The sequence below is a fragment of the Candidatus Electrothrix sp. genome (genome assembly GCF_052785085.1).
This window is the reverse complement of the sequence record NZ_JALAAI010000069.1, coordinates 1-20,959: the sequence shown is the minus strand read 5'-3', so window position 1 is coordinate 20,959 and position 20,959 is coordinate 1. Positions and strand designations below refer to the sequence as shown.

The 20,959-nt window shown below is 49.5% G+C and carries 19 protein-coding genes and 1 tRNA gene; 9 read left to right on the top strand and 11 right to left on the bottom strand.

Annotation, left to right across the window (positions count from 1 at the left end):
- Positions 1-29 precede the first annotated feature (29 nt).
- From L2082_RS11910 to L2082_RS11875, 8 genes are all read right to left on the bottom strand, one after another.
- A complete protein-coding gene (locus L2082_RS11910; RefSeq protein ID WP_446011790.1) occupies positions 30-803 on the bottom strand; it encodes a M48 family metallopeptidase in 774 nt (257 codons plus the stop codon).
- Positions 804-815: 12 nt separating this feature from the next.
- The gene (locus tag L2082_RS11905) at positions 816-1,892 is read right to left on the bottom strand and encodes a hypothetical protein (protein WP_446011789.1); all 1,077 of its coding nucleotides are present in this window, start codon (positions 1,890-1,892) and stop codon (positions 816-818) included.
- 289 nt (positions 1,893-2,181) lie between these two features.
- Positions 2,182-3,807 carry a tetratricopeptide repeat protein gene (locus L2082_RS11900; RefSeq protein ID WP_446011788.1) on the bottom strand — a complete coding sequence of 542 codons (1,626 nt, stop codon included), beginning with the start codon at positions 3,805-3,807 and terminating at the stop codon, positions 2,182-2,184.
- Between the two features lie 289 nt (positions 3,808-4,096).
- Complete coding sequence (locus L2082_RS11895) at positions 4,097-4,636, bottom strand: 3-isopropylmalate dehydratase small subunit (RefSeq protein WP_446011787.1); 540 nt, start codon at positions 4,634-4,636, stop codon at positions 4,097-4,099.
- 30 nt (positions 4,637-4,666) lie between these two features.
- On the bottom strand, positions 4,667-5,953 hold the full coding sequence (locus L2082_RS11890; RefSeq protein ID WP_446011786.1) for a 3-isopropylmalate dehydratase large subunit: 1,287 nt from the start codon (positions 5,951-5,953) through the stop codon (positions 4,667-4,669).
- A gap of 106 nt (positions 5,954-6,059) precedes the next feature.
- Positions 6,060-7,202, bottom strand: coding sequence for a non-hydrolyzing UDP-N-acetylglucosamine 2-epimerase (gene wecB / locus L2082_RS11885; protein WP_446011785.1), 1,143 nt, complete (start codon positions 7,200-7,202; stop codon positions 6,060-6,062).
- An 18-nt stretch (positions 7,203-7,220) separates the two neighbouring features.
- The gene (locus L2082_RS11880; RefSeq protein WP_446010888.1) at positions 7,221-8,168 is read right to left on the bottom strand and encodes a DnaJ C-terminal domain-containing protein; all 948 of its coding nucleotides are present in this window, start codon (positions 8,166-8,168) and stop codon (positions 7,221-7,223) included.
- A gap of 248 nt (positions 8,169-8,416) precedes the next feature.
- The gene (locus L2082_RS11875; protein ID WP_446010887.1) at positions 8,417-8,890 is read right to left on the bottom strand and encodes a single-stranded DNA-binding protein; all 474 of its coding nucleotides are present in this window, start codon (positions 8,888-8,890) and stop codon (positions 8,417-8,419) included.
- Positions 8,891-9,161: 271 nt separating this feature from the next.
- On the opposite strand from L2082_RS11875, the gene L2082_RS11870 reads away from it, so the two are divergent.
- The 5 genes from L2082_RS11870 (at position 9,162) to L2082_RS11850 (ending at position 12,622) form a co-directional block, all read left to right on the top strand.
- Positions 9,162-9,926 carry a biotin--[acetyl-CoA-carboxylase] ligase gene (locus L2082_RS11870; protein WP_446010886.1) on the top strand — a complete coding sequence of 255 codons (765 nt, stop codon included), beginning with the start codon at positions 9,162-9,164 and terminating at the stop codon, positions 9,924-9,926.
- Between the two features lie 53 nt (positions 9,927-9,979).
- Positions 9,980-10,987 carry a YhdH/YhfP family quinone oxidoreductase gene (locus L2082_RS11865; protein WP_446011784.1) on the top strand — a complete coding sequence of 336 codons (1,008 nt, stop codon included), beginning with the start codon at positions 9,980-9,982 and terminating at the stop codon, positions 10,985-10,987.
- On the top strand, positions 10,987-11,988 hold the full coding sequence (locus tag L2082_RS11860) for a KpsF/GutQ family sugar-phosphate isomerase (protein ID WP_446009694.1): 1,002 nt from the start codon (positions 10,987-10,989) through the stop codon (positions 11,986-11,988). The genes L2082_RS11865 and L2082_RS11860 overlap by 1 nt, the downstream gene beginning before the upstream one ends.
- 86 nt (positions 11,989-12,074) lie before the next feature.
- Complete coding sequence (locus L2082_RS11855; protein ID WP_446009693.1) at positions 12,075-12,293, top strand: CooT family nickel-binding protein; 219 nt, start codon at positions 12,075-12,077, stop codon at positions 12,291-12,293.
- A gap of 29 nt (positions 12,294-12,322) precedes the next feature.
- On the top strand, positions 12,323-12,622 hold the full coding sequence (locus L2082_RS11850; protein ID WP_446009692.1) for a hypothetical protein: 300 nt from the start codon (positions 12,323-12,325) through the stop codon (positions 12,620-12,622).
- A 51-nt stretch (positions 12,623-12,673) separates the two neighbouring features.
- Here the strand turns inward: L2082_RS11850 and L2082_RS11845 are convergent, their stop codons facing one another.
- Positions 12,674-14,983: a ubiquitin-conjugating enzyme E2 gene (locus L2082_RS11845; protein WP_446011783.1), complete on the bottom strand. Its 2,310-nt coding sequence runs from the start codon at positions 14,981-14,983 to the stop codon at positions 12,674-12,676.
- Between the two features lie 604 nt (positions 14,984-15,587).
- On the opposite strand from L2082_RS11845, the gene L2082_RS11840 reads away from it, so the two are divergent.
- The gene (locus tag L2082_RS11840) at positions 15,588-15,755 is read left to right on the top strand and encodes a hypothetical protein (RefSeq protein ID WP_446011782.1); all 168 of its coding nucleotides are present in this window, start codon (positions 15,588-15,590) and stop codon (positions 15,753-15,755) included.
- Between the two features lie 36 nt (positions 15,756-15,791).
- Complete coding sequence (locus L2082_RS11835; RefSeq protein ID WP_446009689.1) at positions 15,792-16,409, top strand: L-threonylcarbamoyladenylate synthase; 618 nt, start codon at positions 15,792-15,794, stop codon at positions 16,407-16,409.
- A gap of 105 nt (positions 16,410-16,514) precedes the next feature.
- Here L2082_RS11835 and L2082_RS11830 read toward each other — a convergent pair whose 3' ends face one another.
- Positions 16,515-18,188, bottom strand: a complete 1,674-nt coding sequence (locus L2082_RS11830) for an autotransporter assembly complex protein TamA (protein WP_446009688.1) — start codon at positions 18,186-18,188, stop codon at positions 16,515-16,517.
- Positions 18,189-18,609: 421 nt separating this feature from the next.
- Here L2082_RS11830 and L2082_RS11825 point away from each other — a divergent pair, with 421 nt between their 5' ends.
- Positions 18,610-20,007 (top strand): TolC family protein, encoded by a 1,398-nt coding sequence (locus L2082_RS11825; protein WP_446009687.1) that lies wholly within the window; start codon positions 18,610-18,612, stop codon positions 20,005-20,007.
- A gap of 111 nt (positions 20,008-20,118) precedes the next feature.
- Positions 20,119-20,195 (top strand) — tRNA-Arg (locus tag L2082_RS11820).
- A 425-nt stretch (positions 20,196-20,620) separates the two neighbouring features.
- Here the strand turns inward: L2082_RS11820 and L2082_RS11815 are convergent.
- Complete coding sequence (locus L2082_RS11815; RefSeq protein ID WP_446009686.1) at positions 20,621-20,752, bottom strand: hypothetical protein; 132 nt, start codon at positions 20,750-20,752, stop codon at positions 20,621-20,623.
- Between the last annotated feature and the right edge of the window lie 207 nt (positions 20,753-20,959).

Genomic DNA, 20,959 nt, shown 5'->3' with positions numbered 1-20,959 from the left:
GCATGTCGGTATCAATTTCTTTGCTGTTTTCATGGAAAGCCTTTTGCTTGGTTAAAAATGTACTTCTTACCATAAAAGCAAATTATTGTAAATATATATATTGATTGTGTGAGTTTTGCGGTATTGCGTATAAACCATTCAAGGAAGTGCTTGAAGAGCCAATGGTTCGGATTATCACCAAGGGACTCAGCCAGGCCTGTCCAGCGGATCATCTGATAATGGACCCGGCGGGACGCTGCTGCGTCTCCCTTCTTGACCAGATGCCCCAGCTCGTGGGCCAGCACCGCCTTGACCTGCTCAACAGTCATGGACTTGAGCAGGGGCAGGCCGAGCAGCAGGGTTTTTCGCTGCCAGCCGAACACACCCAGGCGCGGCAGCTGATCCACGCTTGCATTGAACTCATTGGTGATCAGCACCCGCCGGAGAGGCCGCACATCGGCCTGAGCGCACAGGGTATCAATCATGGCGTACAGCTCAGGGGCCTGCTCCCGGCTGACCGGGATGCCGGGTATGGGTTTCCGCCCGCCCTTCATCATCAGCAGCATACGGGTCAGCCAGACCGCCCAGATCAGCACAGGCACGGCAAGGGCTGTCTGCCAGCCTAAGGCTCCGGCCCACAGATCCCGGACAAGGATAAACACCGATCCCAGCAGGAGGCCCAGCAGGACCAGGATAATTGCTGCCAGATAGAGATCACCCAGCAGGATCAGGAACCGCACCTTGCGCCGATACCGGTCCGGTTCGTTTTTTGCCATGTACTCAGATTGGCTGAGGAGGGCATTGTACTTCTCGTCTGACATCATAATTATTCCTCCTTAGGCCATGGTTATTTGGAGGATATCCACCAGCCTGCCGCCGTAATCGCTGAGGATCATCTCCCACAGATCGGTATAATTATCAACCCGGATTTCCAGGCTGCTCAGTGGGGAACCGGTAAAGCCGCTCAGGGTGTACGCACCGTTCTGGGTCAGGGCAAGCTCCGGGCCTGCTGCCCCGTCTTGCTCCATGTCCAGGAGGCGAAAGACCAGCTCCTCCTGCTGGAGATCCTGGATCACCTCCACCCGCACCGTGCTGTCCGCAGACAGGCTGACGCCGGTGATGCTCACGTACGGCGCAGTCGCACTGCCTGTGAGGATGCCGGTCTCAGGCGGGTTGGGATGACTGATACCGGCTACGCTCAGGGGGGTGCGCAGCGGGCGACCGTAGCTGCCGGTACGCAGGGTGCCGTGAGTAGTATAACGGGTGCTGATGGAGACCCGGTACTCGTTGTTCCACGGATCGTCCTGGGGCGGCACATCCGGCATCACCAGCACCTCGGTATTGCTGATCGGCCCAAAGCGGGTCTGGACCGTGCTGCCGCTGCGGGTGCCGGTGATCAGGCAGTCCTCCCCCTCCTTGTGGGGATCAAAAGACATATCCGTGCCAGTGAGACGGAGCAGGCCCTGGGGATTCAACACATCGTCAAAGTTCAGGACCGTGTCCTCGGCCCCGGCAAGCACGGGCGCCTTTTCCTTGGGCGGCAACCGCTCAAAGTCCACCTGCTGCCGAACCCGTTCCTCGAACTGCCTGGCCGCATACGCACCCACCTTGACAAAGCTCTTGTCCGCAGGCAGGGGGTCGTCCACCGCATCCAGGCGCACGGCAAGGGAGAGGTGATAGGTAAATGCGTTCTCAAAAGAAACCTGGTTGCCCTGGAGGAGCTGGTTCATGACCTCCTCGTCCCGGGCCCGGAGGATGCTTTCCACCAGATCCTCGCGCCAGAGGGGATTCTTTTCCGAGAGAATCCGGGCCATGCCCGCATAGTCAATGGTTTCCTTGGGCATAACCCGTGCGCGATAGGAACGGGGTTTGGTCAGGGCATTCACATAGGGCCGCCATTCTACTTTGGACATAGCTGATCCTCCGGTTTGGTTAAGTGTGTCGCGTGATTGGGGAAAATGTATATGCCTGCACCGTAAAACGGTATTCGGGACATGTCAAGGGGAAAGTGAAGGGATTGCGGCAGGAATGCGGGCGGGAATCCCGATACCGTTATCGGGCTTTCCCCGATACCGTTATCGGGCTTTCCCCGATACCGTTATCGGGCGTTCCCCGATACCACTATCGGGCCGGCCCGCAAGTGGTATCGGGCTTCTCCCGATCACACTATCGGGGATTGGCGGTGGGGGTAGGGGTTGCCGCCTATCGCTTCTGGGCCAGTTCATCCAACCACTGCTGCATCTTCTTGGCATCGGGATGCTGCATCGCTCCCATTTCCTGATACAGACTCAGACTCTGCTTCCAAGCTGCTTCCGCCTGAGCAAGGTTGCCACGTTCCTCATACACAATGCCCAGATTGGTGTAATCCGCCGCCATGCCTTTCTTGCGGCCCAAGGCTTGTTCAATCTCAAGGCTCTTCCTGTACATCTCCTCCGCCTTGTCCAGCTCGCCGCGTGTCCCATACATACTGCCCAGATTGCCGTAGATGCTCGCCGTTGCTTCCTTCAGCCCTAACGCCTCGCTGATCTCAAGGCTCTTCCTGTACATCTCCTCCGCCTTGTCCAGCTCGCCGCGTGTCTGATACACGTTGCCCAAATTGCCGTATTTTGCCGCCATGCCTTCCTTGCGGCCCAAAGCTTCGTCAAGCGCAAGACCTTTCCTGTACATCTCCTCCGCCTTGTCCAGCTCGCCGCGTGTCCGATACACATTGCCCAGATTGCCGTACTGGTTCGCCGTCGTTTCCTTCAGCCCTAACGCCTCGCTGATCTCAAGGCTCTTCCTGTACATCTCCTCCGCCTTATCCAGCTCGCCGCGTGTCTTATACACAAGGCCCAGATTGCCGTAATTTGCTGCCATGCCTTCCTTGCGGCCCAAGGCTTCGTCAAGCACAAGACCTTTCCTGTACATCTCCTCCGCCTTGTCCAGTTCGCCGCGTGTAAGATACACACTGCCCAGATTGCCGTACTGGTTCGCCGTCAATTCCTTCAGCCCTAACGCCTCGCTGATCGCCAGAGCCTTCCTGTACATCTCCTCGGCCTTGTCCAGCTCGCCGCGTGTCCGATACACATTGCCCAGATTGCCGAGAGCCACTGCCTGCTCCTCTTTATCCTGATGCGCTTCAGCCAAGGCCAACACCTTGCGGTATGCTTCTTCCGCCTGCGTCAGCTCTCCTGTGCGGTAAAGCAGACTAGCAAGCTGGTTCCAGCCGTCCGCATTATCCGGGTCAAGCTGCACCGCCTTCTGGTAGGCAGCCAAAGCCGCTTTGGGGTTGTTCATATACGCCAATGCGCCCAAATGGCGGGCCGCCGCCGCCGCTTCCTTGTTGGCCTGCCGCCCTTCCGCCTCCTTGCTGCGCAGCACCTCGGCAAAGATTGCCTGCGCCTTGGCTGTATTGCCCTGCTCCAATGCCCGCAAGGCATCGTTGATGCTGGCAGCAGACGCATCCGCCTTGGACAAAGCGGTGATGGCTTCGGTCAGGGCCTTGATCTGCTCGTCCTTGGTATCCAACTGCTTAGAGAGCGATTCGGCTATCTTCCGTGCATCAAAGGATATAACCTTCTCCTTCTCCATGTAGCTGTTCCACGCAGACAAGCCTATCCCGGAGAACTGCAAGCCAAAGCCCGCCAGCAGCAGTACCAGGGCCAACCAGAACCCGTAGCGGAGAAAGAGCCTGATGATCAGGGCACTGTCTTTCTTGGTCGCCTGGGCCAGCAGCCCGGACCGCATCAGCTGCCAGTGAATGCCGTAAGCCAGCATCATTACAAAGCCCACCAGCACCAGCGGGTGCGTCAGATACGGGGCAACCTTGTCAAAGCCTGTGATATTCATGGTGGTGCTCCTGCTGCTCTGTTCTCAGGGTGAACTGCTTTGAATAAGTACGGAAACGATGAAGCCTGTAGCGTAGACAGAGGGTGCTGCTTTGTCAAGAGGAATGTCGGCCGCAAGGGAGGTTAACTGAACAGGTTGTCCTCCAGTGCTATAGTAGTGTACAAGGTTAATGATATACTGTTCCGGGCAAGACAGCAAGTCTGCCTGAAGAACCATGCAACAAAAAAAGCGGAGAAAAGGCAAGCCCTCTCTCCGCTTTCTACTAACACATCAGTAGTGTACGATGAAATCAATACTTCTGATCTGCATAGGCTAACCAACCGCCTGCCGCCACCAGCTCCTTATCAAAGGGATTCATGGAGAAACTGCACTCCACCTTCTCTCCCTTACCGTTCTCCGCAACCACGGTATCCTTGTCCAGCTCAATACCGATCTTGATTGCACCATCACCCTGAGCCAGGGCAAAGAGCTTGTCAATATCCGCCTTGCTCAGTTCCACTGCCAGGATACCGCAGTTGAACATATTCTGGCGAAAGATACGGGCAAAGCTCTCACCAAGGACTACGTTGATGTCATTGACCTCCAAAGCCCAGACCGCGTGCTCACGGGAGGAGCCGCAACCAAAGTTGGAGCGGGTCACCAGTACTGATGCCTGTTGGAAATCATCCGCCTGGGTGTCAAACTCCTTGCCATCCAGGAACAGGTCTTCCAGCAGGTGGGGCTGCAAGGCCCGTTTGGTAATCTCGGTAAGGTACTTGGCCGGAATGATCTCGTCCGTATTAATATCGTCTCTATCTATAAAAAAGGCTGAACCGCCGAATGCTTTCATGTCCTTCGTTGCTCCTTTTAGCTGGGCTGCTTAGTTGATAAACTGGGCCGGGTCTGTGATCTCGCCGGTAACTGCTGCTGCGGCAGCACAGAGCGGACTCATCAGATGGACCATACCGCCCTTGCCCATGCGTCCGTTGAAGTTCCGGTTGGTGGTGGAGGCGCAGGACTCGCCTTCAGCCAGCACGCCGCTGCTCATGCCCAGGCAGGCACCGCAGGTGGGGTTAAGCACACAGAAACCAGCGTCCATGAAGATTTTGATCAGGCCTTCGTTCAGGGCCTGGGAGTAAATGGCCGGGGTAGCCGGGGTCAGGATACCGCGCACGCTGTCAGCAATGGTGCGTCCCAGCAGGATAGAGGCCGCAGCCCGGATATCTTCGATGCGCCCGTTGGTGCAGGAGCCAATATAGACCTGATCGATTCGGGCTCCGGCCAGCTCATCAACATCCTTGACCTTGTCCGGTTTATAATCATAGGTCACCTGGGGGCGCAGGTTTGAAACATCAATGGTCAGGGTCTCGGCGTACTCCGCATCAGGATCAGAATGCCATGTACTGAAGTCTTCTACGGCCTCTTCAAGGGATGCATAATCCTCCTGGATAAAGGGCCAGAGGTACTCGGCAGTTACCTTGTCCGGCAGGCAGAGGCCGGAGGTGGCCCCGGCTTCCACGGACATATTACAGAGGGTCATGCGGGAGGACATATTCATCTCCTCCACCACAGGGCCGCAGAACTCCATGACCATGTCAGTGGCCCCGTTCACCGTGAGCTGCTTGATGATCTTGAGGATCACGTCCTTGGCATACACACCAATGGGCAGGGTGCCAGTGACTTCTATCTTCATGGACTTGGGCTTACGAAAGGCGCAGACACCTTTGAGGATACCCACCTCCAGGTCTGTGGTGCCCACACCGGCAGCAAAGGCACCAAAGGCCCCGTGGGTGCAGGTGTGGGAGTCGCCCATGATGACCGTGTTGCCCGGACGGATAAATCCCTTTTCCGGGAACAGGGCATGGCAGACCCCGTTACGGCCCACGTCAAAGAAATCCTTGATCTTATGGCGACGGGCCCAATCCCGCATGATCTTGGCCTGGGTCGCAGTCTTGGAATCCTTGGCCGGGGTTACATGATCGATCACCGCCTTGATCCGGTTTGGATCAATCACCCGATCCATGTCCTTGTCCACCAGATCCATGATGGCTATAGGGGTGGTGATTTCATGGCACATGATCACATCAATGTCCAGGACCATGTTCTCCGGGGTGGGGGTGTCACGCAGATGGGCTGCGAAGATCTTTTCAGCTATGGTTTTTCCCATTCTTCTTCTCCGTGGGATAAGGTTGAGTTGTTCACCTCGTGCAAATACAGCTCAGGGATCGGTGCATGCACCTCCCTGCGAAAAAACAATGATGTGTTGCGGAACATCAGGAAAGGGCAGGGTGATGCGCTGCCCGGAATGTCTTGAGGACTTCTATAATACGTGCGACAGCCTGACCATCACCGTAGGGGTTGATTTTGTCAGCCATGCTTTGATAGGCCTGTTCGTCGGTGAGGAGGCGTTCTGTTTCCCGGATGATCAACTCCTTGTTGGTCCCAACCAGGCGGACCGTGCCCACCTCAACAGCCTCGGGTCGCTCCGTGCTCTCCCGCATGACCAGCACCGGTTTACCCAGCGAGGGAGCCTCTTCCTGCACGCCCCCGGAGTCAGTCAGGATCAGGCGGGACTGGGCCATTGCCTGGACAAAAGGGGCATAATCCAGAGGTGGTATCAAATAGATATTTGCTTTCTTGCCAAGCAGGCTGTTCACTGGTTGCTGGACATTGGGGTTGAGGTGAACCGGATAGATAAAACCGATCTCAGGATACCTGTCCGCCAGCACCGCAATAGCCTCGCAGATATTCTGAAACCCTGTACCGAAATTTTCCCGGCGATGACCAGTAATCAGAATATAGGGCTGTCCTTCCTGAATCAGAGGGCCTGCTGCGCCAAAGGGCTCTGGATTAATCTCAGAGCCTATTTGCTGACGGACCCAAAGCAGTGCATCAATCACAGTATTGCCGGTTTGATGCACTATGCTCTCGGCAATGCCCTCGCGGTAGAGATTCTGGCAGGCCTGTTCAGTGGGAGCAAAGTGAAGCGCTGCAAGCCGCGAGGTCATGGCTCGATTGGCCTCTTCTGGAAAGGGGGCATAGATATCGGCTGTGCGCAGGCCTGCCTCTATATGAGCAACAGGGATACAGAGATAAAAGGCTGCTAAGCTCCCGATAAAGCAGGTAGTGGTGTCGCCTTGAACAAGAACCAGATCAGGCTGTTCTCTCCGCAGGACTTCACGCAGGCCGAAAAGAATTCGGGAACTCAGGTCAAAAAGATCCTGATCGTTCTGCATAACATCCAGATCATAGTCTGGCCTGATAGTAAAAAGCTCCAGAACCTGATCCAGCATTTGGCGATGTTGGGCCGTAACACAGGTTTTGACGGTGAATTCAGGAGCAGCAGCAAGAGCATGGATAACCGGGGCCATTTTGATGGCCTCTGGCCTGGTTCCGAAGATGGTCAGGATCTTCATTGAGTACCTGTCTAAGGGCTATAAACCTAATTCTGCCAGCTTTTGAAGGGCCTCTTGCTGTTCTTGGCTCAGTTGCCTGGGAACTTTGGCAAGAATTTTAACGTAGATATCTCCCCGTTCCCCTATGGGCCCTGATGGTAGCCCGTGTCCCTTGATGCGTAGTTTTGCTTCCTGCTGCACTCCTGCTGGGACCTTGAGTTTAAAGGTGCGTCCGTCCAGCGAAGTTACTTCCACAGTTGTGCCCAGGCAGGCCTGAGTAAAGGGGATCCTTTTTTCGACGATGAGGTTGTCGCCATCACGGGTGAAGCTGTCATGGGGCTGAACTGTTACTTTGAGGTACAGGTCACCAGGAGGTCCTCCGTCAGGAGAAGGAGCCCCTTTTCCAGAAAGGCGCAGACGTTTGCCCGACTCAATACCTTTTGGGATTTTGACAGCAATATTCTGGGTTCCGCTATCGCGGCGGAGGCTGATGTTTTTTTCTCCACCGTGAAGGACATCTTCCAGGGTAATGCTCATTTCATAGGTTTGATCCTGTCCCTTGGTGGGTTGAGGCCGACATCCTCCGCCACCGCATCCCCCACCTTGGGGGCCACCACCAGCTTGATTAAAAAAATCAAAGGGATTGCCGCCACCGCCTTGACTGTTGAAGCGGAAGGTGGTGCGACCACCGCCCCCGCCACCAAAGCCAAATTGGTTCAGGATGTCGTTGAGATCAAAATTTCGGAAAATATCTTCCTGAGAGTACCGCTGCTGAAAGCCTGCTGAGCCGTAGGTGTCGTACTCCTGCCGTTTCTTTTCATCAGAAAGGACCGCATAGGCTTCGCTGATCTCTTTAAACTTTGCCTCAGCCTCTTTATTATCCGGGTTTTTATCCGGGTGATATTTCTGGGCCAGTTTGCGGTAGGCTTTTTTGATTTCAGCTGCGGATGCTGCTTTATCAACACCGAGAATTTTATAGTATTCCATATGCGCTGTACTTTTCAGATCTCTCCTGTCTTCTGTTTGAAGAACAAGGGATTATCGTTATGATTTGTTTTTGGTTTCCAACTGACGTATTTTCCATTGTATGATAAAAAATAAGAACAAAATGGAATTTGTCCAATGGAATTTTTTCGCAGCAGGCTTCCTGGGATATTGGTAGGGAGAAAAAAATGGCGAAGAGTCACAGATGACCCTTCGCCGTATTGAACAGAGGAGGACTGAGGAGTATCTGTTCAGAAGGGAACGTCGCTTCCTGTTCCTCCGCTTGATTGTCCACCAGTTCCACCGGAAAAATCATCGTAGCCACCACCGCTGCTGGGAGGAGGCTCTGGGCCTGGATCATACCCGCCACCGCCTCCACCATAGCCCCCGCCACTTTCTCCTTTAGGAGTGAGGAATTGGACATCCCTGACTACAACTTCCGTTGTCCAGCGATCATTGCCGTTCTGATCCTGCCATTTTCTGGTCTGCAACTTGCCCTCAAGGTAGATCTTTGAGCCTTTGTGAAGATATTTATTGCAAAGTTCAGCTCGTTGTCGCCAAGCAACAATACGATGCCATTCCGTTTGCTCCTGCATTTGCCCGTCCTGTCCTTTCCAGCGTTCGTTGGTAGCGATGCTGAAAGTTGACATCTCTACGCCTCCCTGAGTAAAACGTTGTTCGGGGTCGCTTCCAAGATGGCCTATTAAAATTACCTTATTGATCATATTTCACCTGTTTCTATAAATTATGGGTCGGGTCGGTCAATACGAGCATTTTTCTCTTTTCTTTACATTTTCTGTTTATAACAGAAACAACCTTGTTTTTCTATTTCTCCCTTAAAAAGTCAAGAGGAAAAGGCTCTACAGCTTCAGAGTAACAAGAGAGGCTGGCAGGCTTGTTTTTTAGGGTTCCGCAATTTATTGAAATCAAGTAATGTGATACAATAGCTTTTTTTTGCCATTGAGGCCGTAGGATTTAAGAAACTCTCCAGCCCGGATGATGTTCAGGGAAGAATTATATTACCATTTTTCAAGTATTGCGTCCACTAATACTGTTGCTGTGAATATGGCAGAGCAGGGTGCTGAGCATGGAACTGTGATTCATGCAGACAGCCAGACCAGTGGCAAGGGAAGAGGTGGGCGACGATTTGAGTCTCCTGCTGGCGGACTGTATTTTTCCCTGATCCTTCGCCCGGAGCTTGAGCTTAAAGATTTGCCGCTTATCACCTTGGCTGCTGGCACATCATTATGTTCCACGCTTCGGGAAAAAGTCTCTGTGCCGGTGATGATGAAATGGCCCAATGATCTCTATTTGCATGATCGCAAGCTTGCTGGTATCCTCACAGAATCAGGCCCTGTTCGCTGTGCCTCGAACGGTCGGGCTGATTTTGTTGTGATTGGGGTTGGAATCAATATGACCACAGCACCTGAACAATTTCCCACAGAACTTCGCCAAACCTGTATCGCCCTGGCAAATGTTGCAGAAAGCTGTCCACGAGAAGAGATTTTGCTCCCCCAGCTTGTTAATGCCTTGCTCAGAGCCTGTCAGCAGCTTGGGCAAGACAAAAAGGCATTGCTTGCAGAGTGGCGAACCTTTGATTACCTTCAAGGCAGGTCGCTACGCTATCTCTGTCATGAGACAGAACTCCAGGCTACCGGGATAGGGCTTGCTGAGGACGGACAATATATTATATTGGATTCTCAGGGGATCAAGCATCGGGTGACCGCTGGTGACTTGAACCCGGTCAAAATGATATCGTAGTCAACATGACACCATGAACGTAACGAGAGAAGGGGCAAGAAAAAGGATTATCTATGGAACAGAAACGATTTAAGGCCTTGGTTGTTCGTGAAGATGAAGAACACCAATTTCATCGAAGTGTAGAGGAGCGTACTGTATCAGAACTTGTGCCAGGCGAAGTTCTGATACGAGTCTATTTTTCTTCGTTGAATTATAAGGATGTCTTGTCTGCTCACGGTAATCGCGGGGTGACCAAAAACTACCCCCATACACCGGGTATTGATGCTGCCGGCGTGGTGGCTGCCTCGACAACAGAGCAGTTCCAAGAAGGTGATGAAGTAATCTGTATGGGGTATGATCTGGGCATGAATACTCCAGGCGGCTTTGCCGAATATATTACTGTTCCAGGAGATTGGGTGCTGTCCAAACCTCCCGGAATATCGTTATACGAGACCATGCAGATCGGCACCGCAGGTTTTACAGCAGCCCAATGCGTTGAACGTTTGCTTGCTTATGGAGTACGGCCTGATCAGGGACCCAGCTTGGTCACCGGTGCTACTGGAGGTGTGGGATCTACTGCTGTTGCTCTGCTTACTCAACTTGGCTTTCAGGTAACAGCTGTCACGGGTAAGGAAAGTGAGCACGCCTTTTTACAGGAATTAGGCGCAGTGGATATCTTGACAAGAAAGCAAGCAATCGGGCGTGCTGCCGCAGCCCTGCTCAGAGAACGATGGGCCGGAGTGGTGGACACTGTTGGTGGCGACGTATTAGCTGGTGCTGTTAAGGCAACTCAATATAGTGGCGTGGTAGCCTGTTGCGGAAATGCCGCATCAGGTGATCTTCCTCTCACGGTGTATCCTTTTATTTTGCGGGGAATTAGTTTGGTCGGTATTGACTCGGCCAGGTGTCCTATGGGGCGCCGGGAAGAGATTTGGCAGGAACTTGCTGGTAATTGGCGTCTGTCCATGCTGGACGGTTTGACCACCCGGATTGTACTTGATCAGCTTGATCAGTATATTGGGGATATGCTTGCGGGTAAGACAAAAGGTCGAATTGTGGTGGATCTGGAAGGAGCAGCGTAATGACTGTGGAAGGAGCACGAGAAGTGCTGACCGTGGAGGCTGAAGGTATTACCGCTGTCCGTGATGCGCTGGGGGAGGAATTTGTTCAGGCCGTGGACCTGATTATGGCCTGCCCAACCCGTTTGGTGATTACGGGAATAGGCAAGTCTGGCCTGGTAGGACAAAAAATTTCCGCAACCCTGAATTCAACTGGTACCCCTTCCTTTTTTCTTCATCCAGTGGAGGCCATGCACGGGGATTTGGGTATGGTCAGCTCCACAGATATTGTGTTGGCTCTTTCCTATTCCGGTGAAACCTCAGAGTTGAACCTGTTGCTTGATAGCCTGAAAAAACGTGCAGTACAGGTTGTGGCAATGACAGGTAACAGCAATTCCACTCTTGCCCGTTCTGCCGTCATTACCCTGAATGTTGCTGTACCCAAAGAGGCCTGCCCACTGGGATTGGCTCCGACCACGTCAACCACCGCGACCCTTGCCCTTGGTGATGCCTTGGCAGTTGCGCTTTTGCGGCGTAAGCAGTTTCGGGCAGAGGATTTTCGGCGTAATCATCCTGGTGGAAGCCTGGGGGAACGGTTGAAGGTGGCTGTACGAGAGGTCATGTTAACCGGTGACAAGGTACCTATGGTGAGCAAGGATGTGCCCCTGGAGCTGGCAGTGAGAGAACTGAATAAGAAGAATATTGGGGCATTGTTAGTGGTGGAGAGTGAGGAATCCGGGAAGCTTTCCGGGATTATTACTGACGGCGACCTCAGACGATGTCTGCTTGACGAGAAATGGCTGGAAAAAGGGGCCTGTGCTGAAGACAACAAGAAGGGGATAGCAGAGATGATGACGGTACAGCCTGTTACCATTACCGGAGAACTCATGGCAGCTGACGCACTCAGTCTTATGCAGGGGAAGGATATTACGGTACTGGCAGTGGTTGATAAGGAGAGCAGAGTGGAAGGAATTCTTCACCTGCATGATTTGCTGGGAAAAGGTGAGTTTCGTTTTCTTATCTGATCCCTGTTTGTATGTTTTCTGTATGTTCTGTTGTCCCACCCTGAAGTGATGGGTGGAAGTTATAATCAAAAAAAGCGAGCAGAAAAATGTGTCAGTTAAATGTAGTGATGGAGCGAGAGGGGTGTCAGGAAACCCTGATGGAAGGGGTAACTGGCTTAGAGGTCACAGAGCTGGGGATTATCCTGCGTACCTATTTTGAAGAACCCATGACAGTGGGCCAGGCCTCAATTAAGAGCATTGATTTTCTCGGAGGTGCAGTGGTATTAGCGCCTGATGGTGATGAAGAAAATAACAAAGATAAATGAATCAAGAAGAGAAGGTTGAGGAGGGTAGAGTGAACGATATTGAAAAACTACGTGTTATGCTACCGCACTGGATTGATCATAATCAAGGGCACGGCAAGGAATTCGCTCAATGGGCGGAAAAGTTAACAGATGGTTCTCCTGAAGTCGCTCAATTACTTCAGACCGCGGTCCAGTCCCTGCAAGATGCCCAGAATTGCCTTGAACAGGCCCTGGAAAAGGCAGGCGGACCTCTTGAAGCACCGGGTGGTGGTCATAACCATCATAGCCATGATCCCCATAAACATGAACACACGCATGGGGCTCATGGCGGACACCACCATCACTCATAAAGGATTTACCAAAAATACCGCATGCAAAGAACTTGTACCCACAAGAGGGGGTTATTTCTTGTTAGGGGAGGGTATCTCTAGTTCTCCGTCATAACGGCTCCAGGTTCTTCTGCTCAGATCATACTGGTAACGTACCTCCAAGGTAATTCCTTTCTCTGAGCAGCGTACGATATATAGTAATCGTCCATTTTTGACTTTAATGAAATGGATTCTCGGCTTACTCAGCAGACTGACCCGGGTGGAGGGAAATTCTTTTTTGAAAATCCTCTTATAATTTTTATCCCACCATTCCTGGGTACTGCTTTTTGCTGTTTCCAGGTTTTGTTTTTTGATTTTAGACTGAATTTCCTTGATCCTGGAGTGAATGTATCGTTTCAACTGGTTAAGGTCATCATCCATGTCCATTTTGGAGTTACGGAGAGCTTTTAGTGATTTTTTGTAATGATCTAAAGCTATTGTTGAATTATTTTGATTTTCTGCTTCAACTGCTTGACGCAGTTCAAGGGTGATTTTAAGGATAATAATGGTCTTCTCTATCTTGAGATGTGCATCCTTATAGATTTCATGAAGAACTGAACGGTTCTTTTCGAGCCAGTTTAACGTGTCCTCATACTTTTCGATAGCATCGGGGAAATCGCCTTTTTCATAGGCTTGGCGAGCTTCGGCCAGGTACTGATAAAGTTTTGAGTAGGCCAGTAGGGTCTTCAGTTTTTCCTGTCGTTCTGGGGAGTTGGTTTCTGGTTGTTTGCTGAGCAGGCTCTGAGCATTTTCGAGTACCTGAATACAGACCTTCCATTGATCACTGGCAATAACCTCATCAGGCAAGTCTGGGGTGCCCCCTTCTTTCGCCTCAAGCCTGTTGAATAATTTTAGACCATCATCATAGGCTTCTTCAGCCATTTTGCGTTCCCTGTTTTTTCCTTCCTCTTGTACTTGTTCCTGAAGGACAGTTATTTGTTCATCAATGACACTGATGCGGTTATCCAATTCCGGGTTTATTTTTTGGGCATCCAGTGTATCCACTTTTGATGCAACAGCTAAGTCTCTTGCTTCTTTGTAGAGACGCATGGCCTCTGAATATTTTTCTAAAGAAGCCATGTGGGTTGCCTTGTCAATTTTTTTATCAATAGGCACGAAGATTTTCTGATAGCCAATCTCTCCATCTTTGAAATCTGGATCATTAAGATGATCCGTGATCTCCTGTTCCAACTTGTTTTTGCCGATACCTGGAACATAAACAGTCCTGATATTAATAAGGATCTTTTCAGCTTGAATGCGTATTTTTTTGTAGTCTTCAGGGGTGGAGCAAGGTTTATATTTTATTTCAATCCAATCACGTTCAGCCTCCATGAGGGTTTCCATGCTCTTGGTATAGACAAGGGTGCAACCGCCAACAACGATCAGCACGACAAGTCCGGCTAAGATTGTCTTGACAGGAATGACAATTTTGGGTCTGTCAGCTCGTCTTGCCCTTGCTGGTTTTTCTTTTTGTGGTGTTTTCTTGCTTGTTTTTTTCTTTTTTTTCTTTGTTCCGCTGTCCTCTTGTTGGGGAAATGCGCTCCCCTGTTCATCTCCTGTCAGGCCAGGTTGGGAAAAGGCATCCAGCATGGCCTGGGATTGTTGTAAGCGTTGGCCGATATCTGATAAGTAAGGTGTGTCGATGGCAATTGCTCGAATTTTTTCAAAAATTGCATAGGCCTCAGAGAATCTGTCTTCATTCTCCAGTTCTTCCATTTCCTGGATTAAGGCGTCTCTTTTGGCCAGAGCAGAGGAAACAATTTTTTCCAGCTCTTGCGCTTCTGGAGAAGATGAGGAAAGGGTGGCAAGGAGTTTGCCAGCGGTAACGACCTCATTTCTTGAAATATGATGTTGTATTTCTTCTAGTTGAGCATTGATATTTTCTTCTGCATCGTCAACTTCCAAGCTCAGGCCAAGATCATCCGTTTCCTCCAATGAGAAAGTGTCTTCTGCGTTATCCTCTGCACTGGCTTGTTGGATTTGATCCAAGGGAAAATCTGCTGCGTGTTCACTGTACCAATCTGCGGCTTCCTGGTTAAAGGGTTCTTCCAGATTAAATGTTTGAGCGCAGAGAATCTCTCCAATATGAACGAGCAGGTCTGCCAGGGAAGGATTTTGTTGCCAATGTGTAGCAATACGAACGGCATCCGGATCAATATCCGGGTGAAAAAGAGGAGTCAGGGGTTTGACTGTTGGCGGGAAATGCGGGTATCCAAAGGGTAAATTAATACGCAGGAGGTGACGGCCAGCCTGATCAATACTTCCATTTTCCTGTCGCGTAAGAGCCTTGAGCTGGTATTCTACCTCATAGGTGGCAGGAGGATCTCCTTCTGTTTTTGCCACATGGATTTGCGGATATTGCGCCAGGGTTTTGTTGACTTCTGCGAAATCATGCGCAAGTTGGTCTGTTTCTGAGCTCATTATAGGTAAAGGAGTGAGAGATTGAAATCAGCTCTACTGAATCTACTTCTACTAAATCTACTTATAGTACGAAAGAGTAGAGCTCAGGGGTTAAAAAAATGAAACAATATCTTACCTTTTATAAATATTCATCTTTTATTATCCCTGTCCAGAGGGACAGTGTCGATGAATTTTTATGCAGTAAATATGCCAATTTTTTTTGTTCCTTTTTGTGTCTAAGGGAATTTTTAAAAATCCCTCTGTATCAGGTGTACAGGACTGTAGAGGCATACCTGCTTGTCTGCCCAACATAACCTTTTTGTAAAAATATCCAGTGCTCCTTAAAAGTATAAAAAACTATACTGCATTTTATTTATTGAAACAAGTCAAATTCTGTTTATCCTTATTAAAAATAATTTGGGGATAAAAGCCCCCTGCCCCAAGGGACGGAGGCTTAATTAAAAAAAATATTTTGCTGTTACGCCGCAAGCAGCAAGGGATCAGGCGCAAAGCTTTGCAATGAATATTGGATAAAGACAGTACTGCAATGGAACAAAAGATGGCACCAGGTGCCGTAAAATGTCAGGTGCAAGGGCTGGTCCAGGGCACTGATGGAAAAAAAGTTGCAGGCAGAGTAACATGCTTGTCTGGTGGCATGTTTCCGTGTACAATCGCCTCGGTTGAGTTTGATCTTCTGCCCCTTGGGGCAGGATAGTTCATTTTACTTTATTTGGTGGGAGCTTAAAGAAGCATGGCAAAACGTATTGAGATCAATCCCTATAATCCCCAACCCCGCCTCATCAGTACAGTGTGTGATACCTTGCGAAGGGGGGGGGTTGTCTGTTATCCCACAGATACCATGTATGGTATTGGCTGTGATATCTTTAATCAAAAGGCGGTGAAACGGGTTCATCAGGTAAAAAATCGGCCTAAGCAAAAGCCTTTTTCCTTTATGTGTTCGTCATTGAAGAATATTAGTCTGTATGCTCATGTTGGCAATACTGCTTACCGGCTGATGCGCAAGCACCTGCCAGGACCGTACACCTTGGTGCTCCCTGGTTCGAAGCTGGTGCCTAAAATTATGCTGACCAAGCAAAAAACAGTGGGTATCCGGGTGCCTGATTCGCCAATCTGTCTTGCTGTAATTGAGGCTTTGGGAAATCCCCTTCTTAATACCAGTGCCTTACGGGATGATCATGAAGAACCGGTCATTGATGCCTTTGATGTTGAAAATCTTTTTGGTTATGACGTGGATTTAATTATTGATGGAGGGGAAATGTATCCTGATCCATCAACGGTTATTTCTCTTCTTTCAGAACAACCTGAAATCCTTCGTAAAGGAAAAGGTGATGTTGAACCTTTTTTATAAGAACACCCGTCCCGCTCCTCCGGGGTGGGACAACAAAAGATGAACGTCGAGTGGGCGATTCCAAAGAGTTGACCGTACTTTCATATCAAAAGGACGGGAGAAAGATCAGAGATCCGCTCCTATGGTGAGATGAATACGCACCGGGTAATCAGCATCAGAGAGAGCAGCTGCTATATCTAAGCGCACCTGACCAAAAGGAAGATTCATTCGGACCCCGAGACCAGCCCCTGCCTGCAAGTCAGCATCAATATCATCATATGCGTTTCCCAGATCATAAAAGACAGCAGCACTCCAGGTGTCGGTAATTGTACGTTCAAACTCAATGCTTGCTTCGGTCAGATATTGCCCGCCAATCACTTTACCTGAAGCATTTTCTGGGCCCAGCTCCTTATATCCATAGCCTCGGACAGACTGGTCACCACCTGCGTAGAATCGCAGTGAGGGAGGCAGTTCATCAATGGATTCCATCATGATGGCGCCTATTGCTGCTCTGCCAATAAAACGCCAGTCAGGCCAAGGGGTGGTGAGGATCATTTTACCATTGGCCTGGGCCTGAAGGAAATTTGTGCTGGACAGAAACTCGGTATTGCCTCCTTTCAGGCTGGCACTCCAACGGAGACCGTGTTCGGTTTTGACCCGATTTTCTGCCAGGATCATGGTGAAATAGGCACTGGGGATCAGCAGATTTGCAGACCCGCTGGTGACACCGATCGTGTAATTTTCATGAAGATACTCCAGCCCGACTCCATACTGCTGTTTGGGAGCATTATGATTGACTGAGCCACTGATGGAAAGCTGTTTGATCCAGGTGTCGTCCCAGGTTTCATCAAAAAAAACAGTGCCAAGGTCTACTGAGTCGTAGCGGAGATCAAAAACCGGAATTTCGTAGCCTGCATGAGCCCGACTGCTGTTTTCTGCCAGTTGGATATTAAATTCAGGTTTATGCCCGTGTCGATTGAGAATACGATTCTTCCAGCCAATATTGCCACGGGCACCTGTGTCAGTTCCATAGCCAATACCAAAGCTATAACGATTTTTTTTTCCAGATTCCAGTTTAACGTTTACAGGGATTTCCTGTTCTTTAATATCAGATCCTGGATCTTGAGGTTCTATAACGACCTGTTTGAAATAACCAGTTGCATAAAGAGTTGTCTGTAATTGATTAAGGGACTTCCGAGAGTAGACATCGCTCTGCTTGTACGGGAGATAACGCTGAAACATATCAGGCCTGATGATGTCCTGATTACTGTAGGTCTTGCCAAAAAAGAACAAAGGTCCTGTTTCCAGGACAAGCTGTATGTCAGCCCGGTGGTCCTGGCGATGCACCAGGATTTTGCTTGTGGTGAAACCTGCTTTTATGTACCCGCTTCCCAGGGCGGTTTTCAGGATTTCTTTCTTTCCTTTTTCATAGCTGGCGTCATTGAGTTGGTCGCCTTCCTGGAGAGGGAAGGTTTTCTTGAGATTCTGGAGAGATTCTTCATCCTTCCCTTTTCCTGTTACCGTTATATCTATGGTATCAATGAAAACAGGTGAACCTGGAACAACCTCATAGACAGCATGCCAACCGTCTTCTTTTCTGGTGAGTGAGCTGTCTTTTATTTTAACAGAGTAATAGCCTAATGGGGCCAGAGCCTTGACGATTTGTTCTGGTGCTGCTTTATGGAGCCTGCGAATATGTCGTACAGTCAGCTGTGGATTATCCTGTTGAAGGGCGATTTTGATACTGGCCATAACATTTTTATACGCATCTCCTTCAATCCCCTGAACAGTGACCGTCAATGGAACTGGCTGTGCATGCAGTAGAGCTGGCCGCAGAAGAAGGAACGGGAAAAACAGGAAAACCAGGGAAAGTTGACAGAGTAAGCGACTGCAAAAGTGCCTGGAAAAGGATTTGTTCGTACTCGAAAGCATAGGGTTTATGAAAGGCTGTGCGTAGAGATATACGGGATCTTATTAATATTTAGTATCCATTTGGAATAACGATGTAAAACATATCACTCCTTGTGATGTTTAGCAAGCAGTAAAGTTTTTCTGTTGCCTTTCTATACTTTGGGATTTGGCCCCGGCCACAGGCCGTGAAGAACGCTTTCTGTGGCCAGGTCGAAATAAACATTTTGCAAAATATTTATGACAGTGTTTCAATAGAAGAAAAATTTGCAGGTCGTCCATATAAATTATATACAACATAACAGGAAATCTTGTGAAAAAGAGTATACTCGTTTTTATCGTATGTTTTCTGCTGACAACAACAGGGCAGGCAAAGGAAATCGCAGAAGGCGGGGCAAAAATAAAGCGCTATGATTTGGCAGAGATTGAACTGTTGGATCTGGAAACCGCTCAACAGATCGCCTTGCAGGAGAATCCTGGGATTGAGGCTGCACAGGCCCGGTTAGAGCAGGCCAAGGCTGCTTTGCAACAGGCTTTAGCAGCAGATAAACCCCGTGTTGATCTTGATGCTTCAACCGGTATTGCCCGATATTCTGAGAATAATTATGAGATGCTCAGTCTTTCTGATTCCTCAGCTGATCAGAATTACGAGACAGGTTCTTTGGGATTACAGGCATCATGGTTACTGTTTGACGGCTATGCCCGCAAATTTCAGCAAGAACAAGGCCGATATGCTATCCAGGCTTCTGCGGCAAGCATGAGAAATACGCAACGATTATTGGTTTCTGCTGTTGCAGATGCTTTTTTTAAGGCCCAGTTGGCCTTGGCATCTATTGAGATTGAGACTGCCAATAAGGAGTTTTATGCCCAACAACTACAGGATGCGGAAAGTCGTCTTGAGGTTGGGAGCGGCTCTCTGAGTGATGTGCTTAATATGAAGGTTCAGCTCAATACTGCTAAAAACAACCTATTGGTCAGTGCTCAGGATTATGAAGTTGCCCGTTATGTCCTGGCTGCTTTACTGGGGATCACAGATGCTGTTTTGCCCGAAGATATGCAGTTAGCAGAGTTGGATCGTGACTGTGATATCTCTGATGATAAGGGGCTGAGTGATGGAAAGGGTTTGATTCAAGAGGCGTTGCAAACCCGTCCTGACCTGAAGGCCTTGGCTTTACAGATGAAGGCGTCACAAGCCGGAATCGGTCAGGCCAAGGCAGCGGATTGGCCCACTGTGCAGCTGAGTGGGCAGGTTGATGGGAGGACGCAGGATGGCCTGCTTCCCACTGGGGACGATGTTGGCGCCTCTGTTGGTCTCAGTGTGAGCTGGAATCTTTATTCTGGGGGGGGCATTGATGCCGCAATTCGTGAAGCTCGCCAAGCCAGGAAGGAGGCAGAGTACAGCCATGCTGAATTACGTAATAGCATTGCCTCAGAAGTCTGGCAGAGTGTTATACGTTTAACAGCTGCGCGTAAGCAGGTAAGCCTCCAGCGGGAAACGGTTGAGCTTGTGGAGGAGAACCGAAAGCTGGCAAAGAGTGAGTATGAGGCAGGCTCTGCCTCACTGGTGCGTCTGAATGAGGCCCAGCGGGATTTGACAGCTACCTATGGTGGGCTTGTCCAGGCCTTGATCTCTTATCAACAGGCCCGACATCATCTGCTGGCCGCCATTGGTCGTAATGTAGCTACAGCAAGTGATCCGGTATGGGAGTAGGATGAGGCCTGTAAATTATGTGAGAAAGCTTCTGGAAATGAACGTTGATTTATCTTTTGTTCCACTGTATAATAGCTCGACTTCCTCTAAGGGAGACCAACTCATCAATATGCGCCAATAGCTCAGCTGGATAGAGCAACGGCCTTCTAAGCCGTAGGTCGCAGGTTCGAATCCTGCTTGGCGTACCATGTATATCAGGGAGTTAGCGATTTTTTTCGTTAGCTCCCTTTTTTACACCCCATCAATTTGCATGAAGGTTTTTTGGGTTTTCGCTATGGTGAGATGCTGTGGTAAGCTCTGAAAATGTAACCTTGGTAGTACCTGAATACCCGCCAGCAGCTAAGTACAAAATGAAGACGAGTCCAATGCCCTTCACAATAAAAAAAGCACATTCTATCAAGATCAGACATAGTAAACTAACCTTCTCAAGCCATTTTTTTTTGGACAGTTTGATTTTAAACTTAGCACGGCTCTTCCCCTACAGACATCGTAAACGCTAAAACTGGACATTGTTTATAATAATTTAATATTATAACAAAATTATTAAATTTGGACACTTGCTACAAGACGAAATGTCCAAATTCTATTAATCGTATATAAAATCAAATGGTTATCAAGTAAGTGTCATTTTGATGTTTACGATGTCTGCATCAAAAGTTTCCGCGTTCTTTTTTACAAACTCGAAGAGGTCATTGGCTTCACTTTGCCCTTCCATTATGCTTTGCTCTATAGAATATGCTTGCATTTTGTCCTCCTTTCTTGAGACATTTTTATATGTTAATTAGTATCTGCTGAATTTCTCGACAGCCGGAAGAATTCATAGTAGTCAATACCCTGACACGTTATTTCAAAACGTTCAATCTAAGGTGCTTCTGCTGCTTTTTTTAGGCTTCCGTCAATAATTCGATTTTTCAGACGGAAATTGGACGCACTTTTCCCCTACCCGACTTCG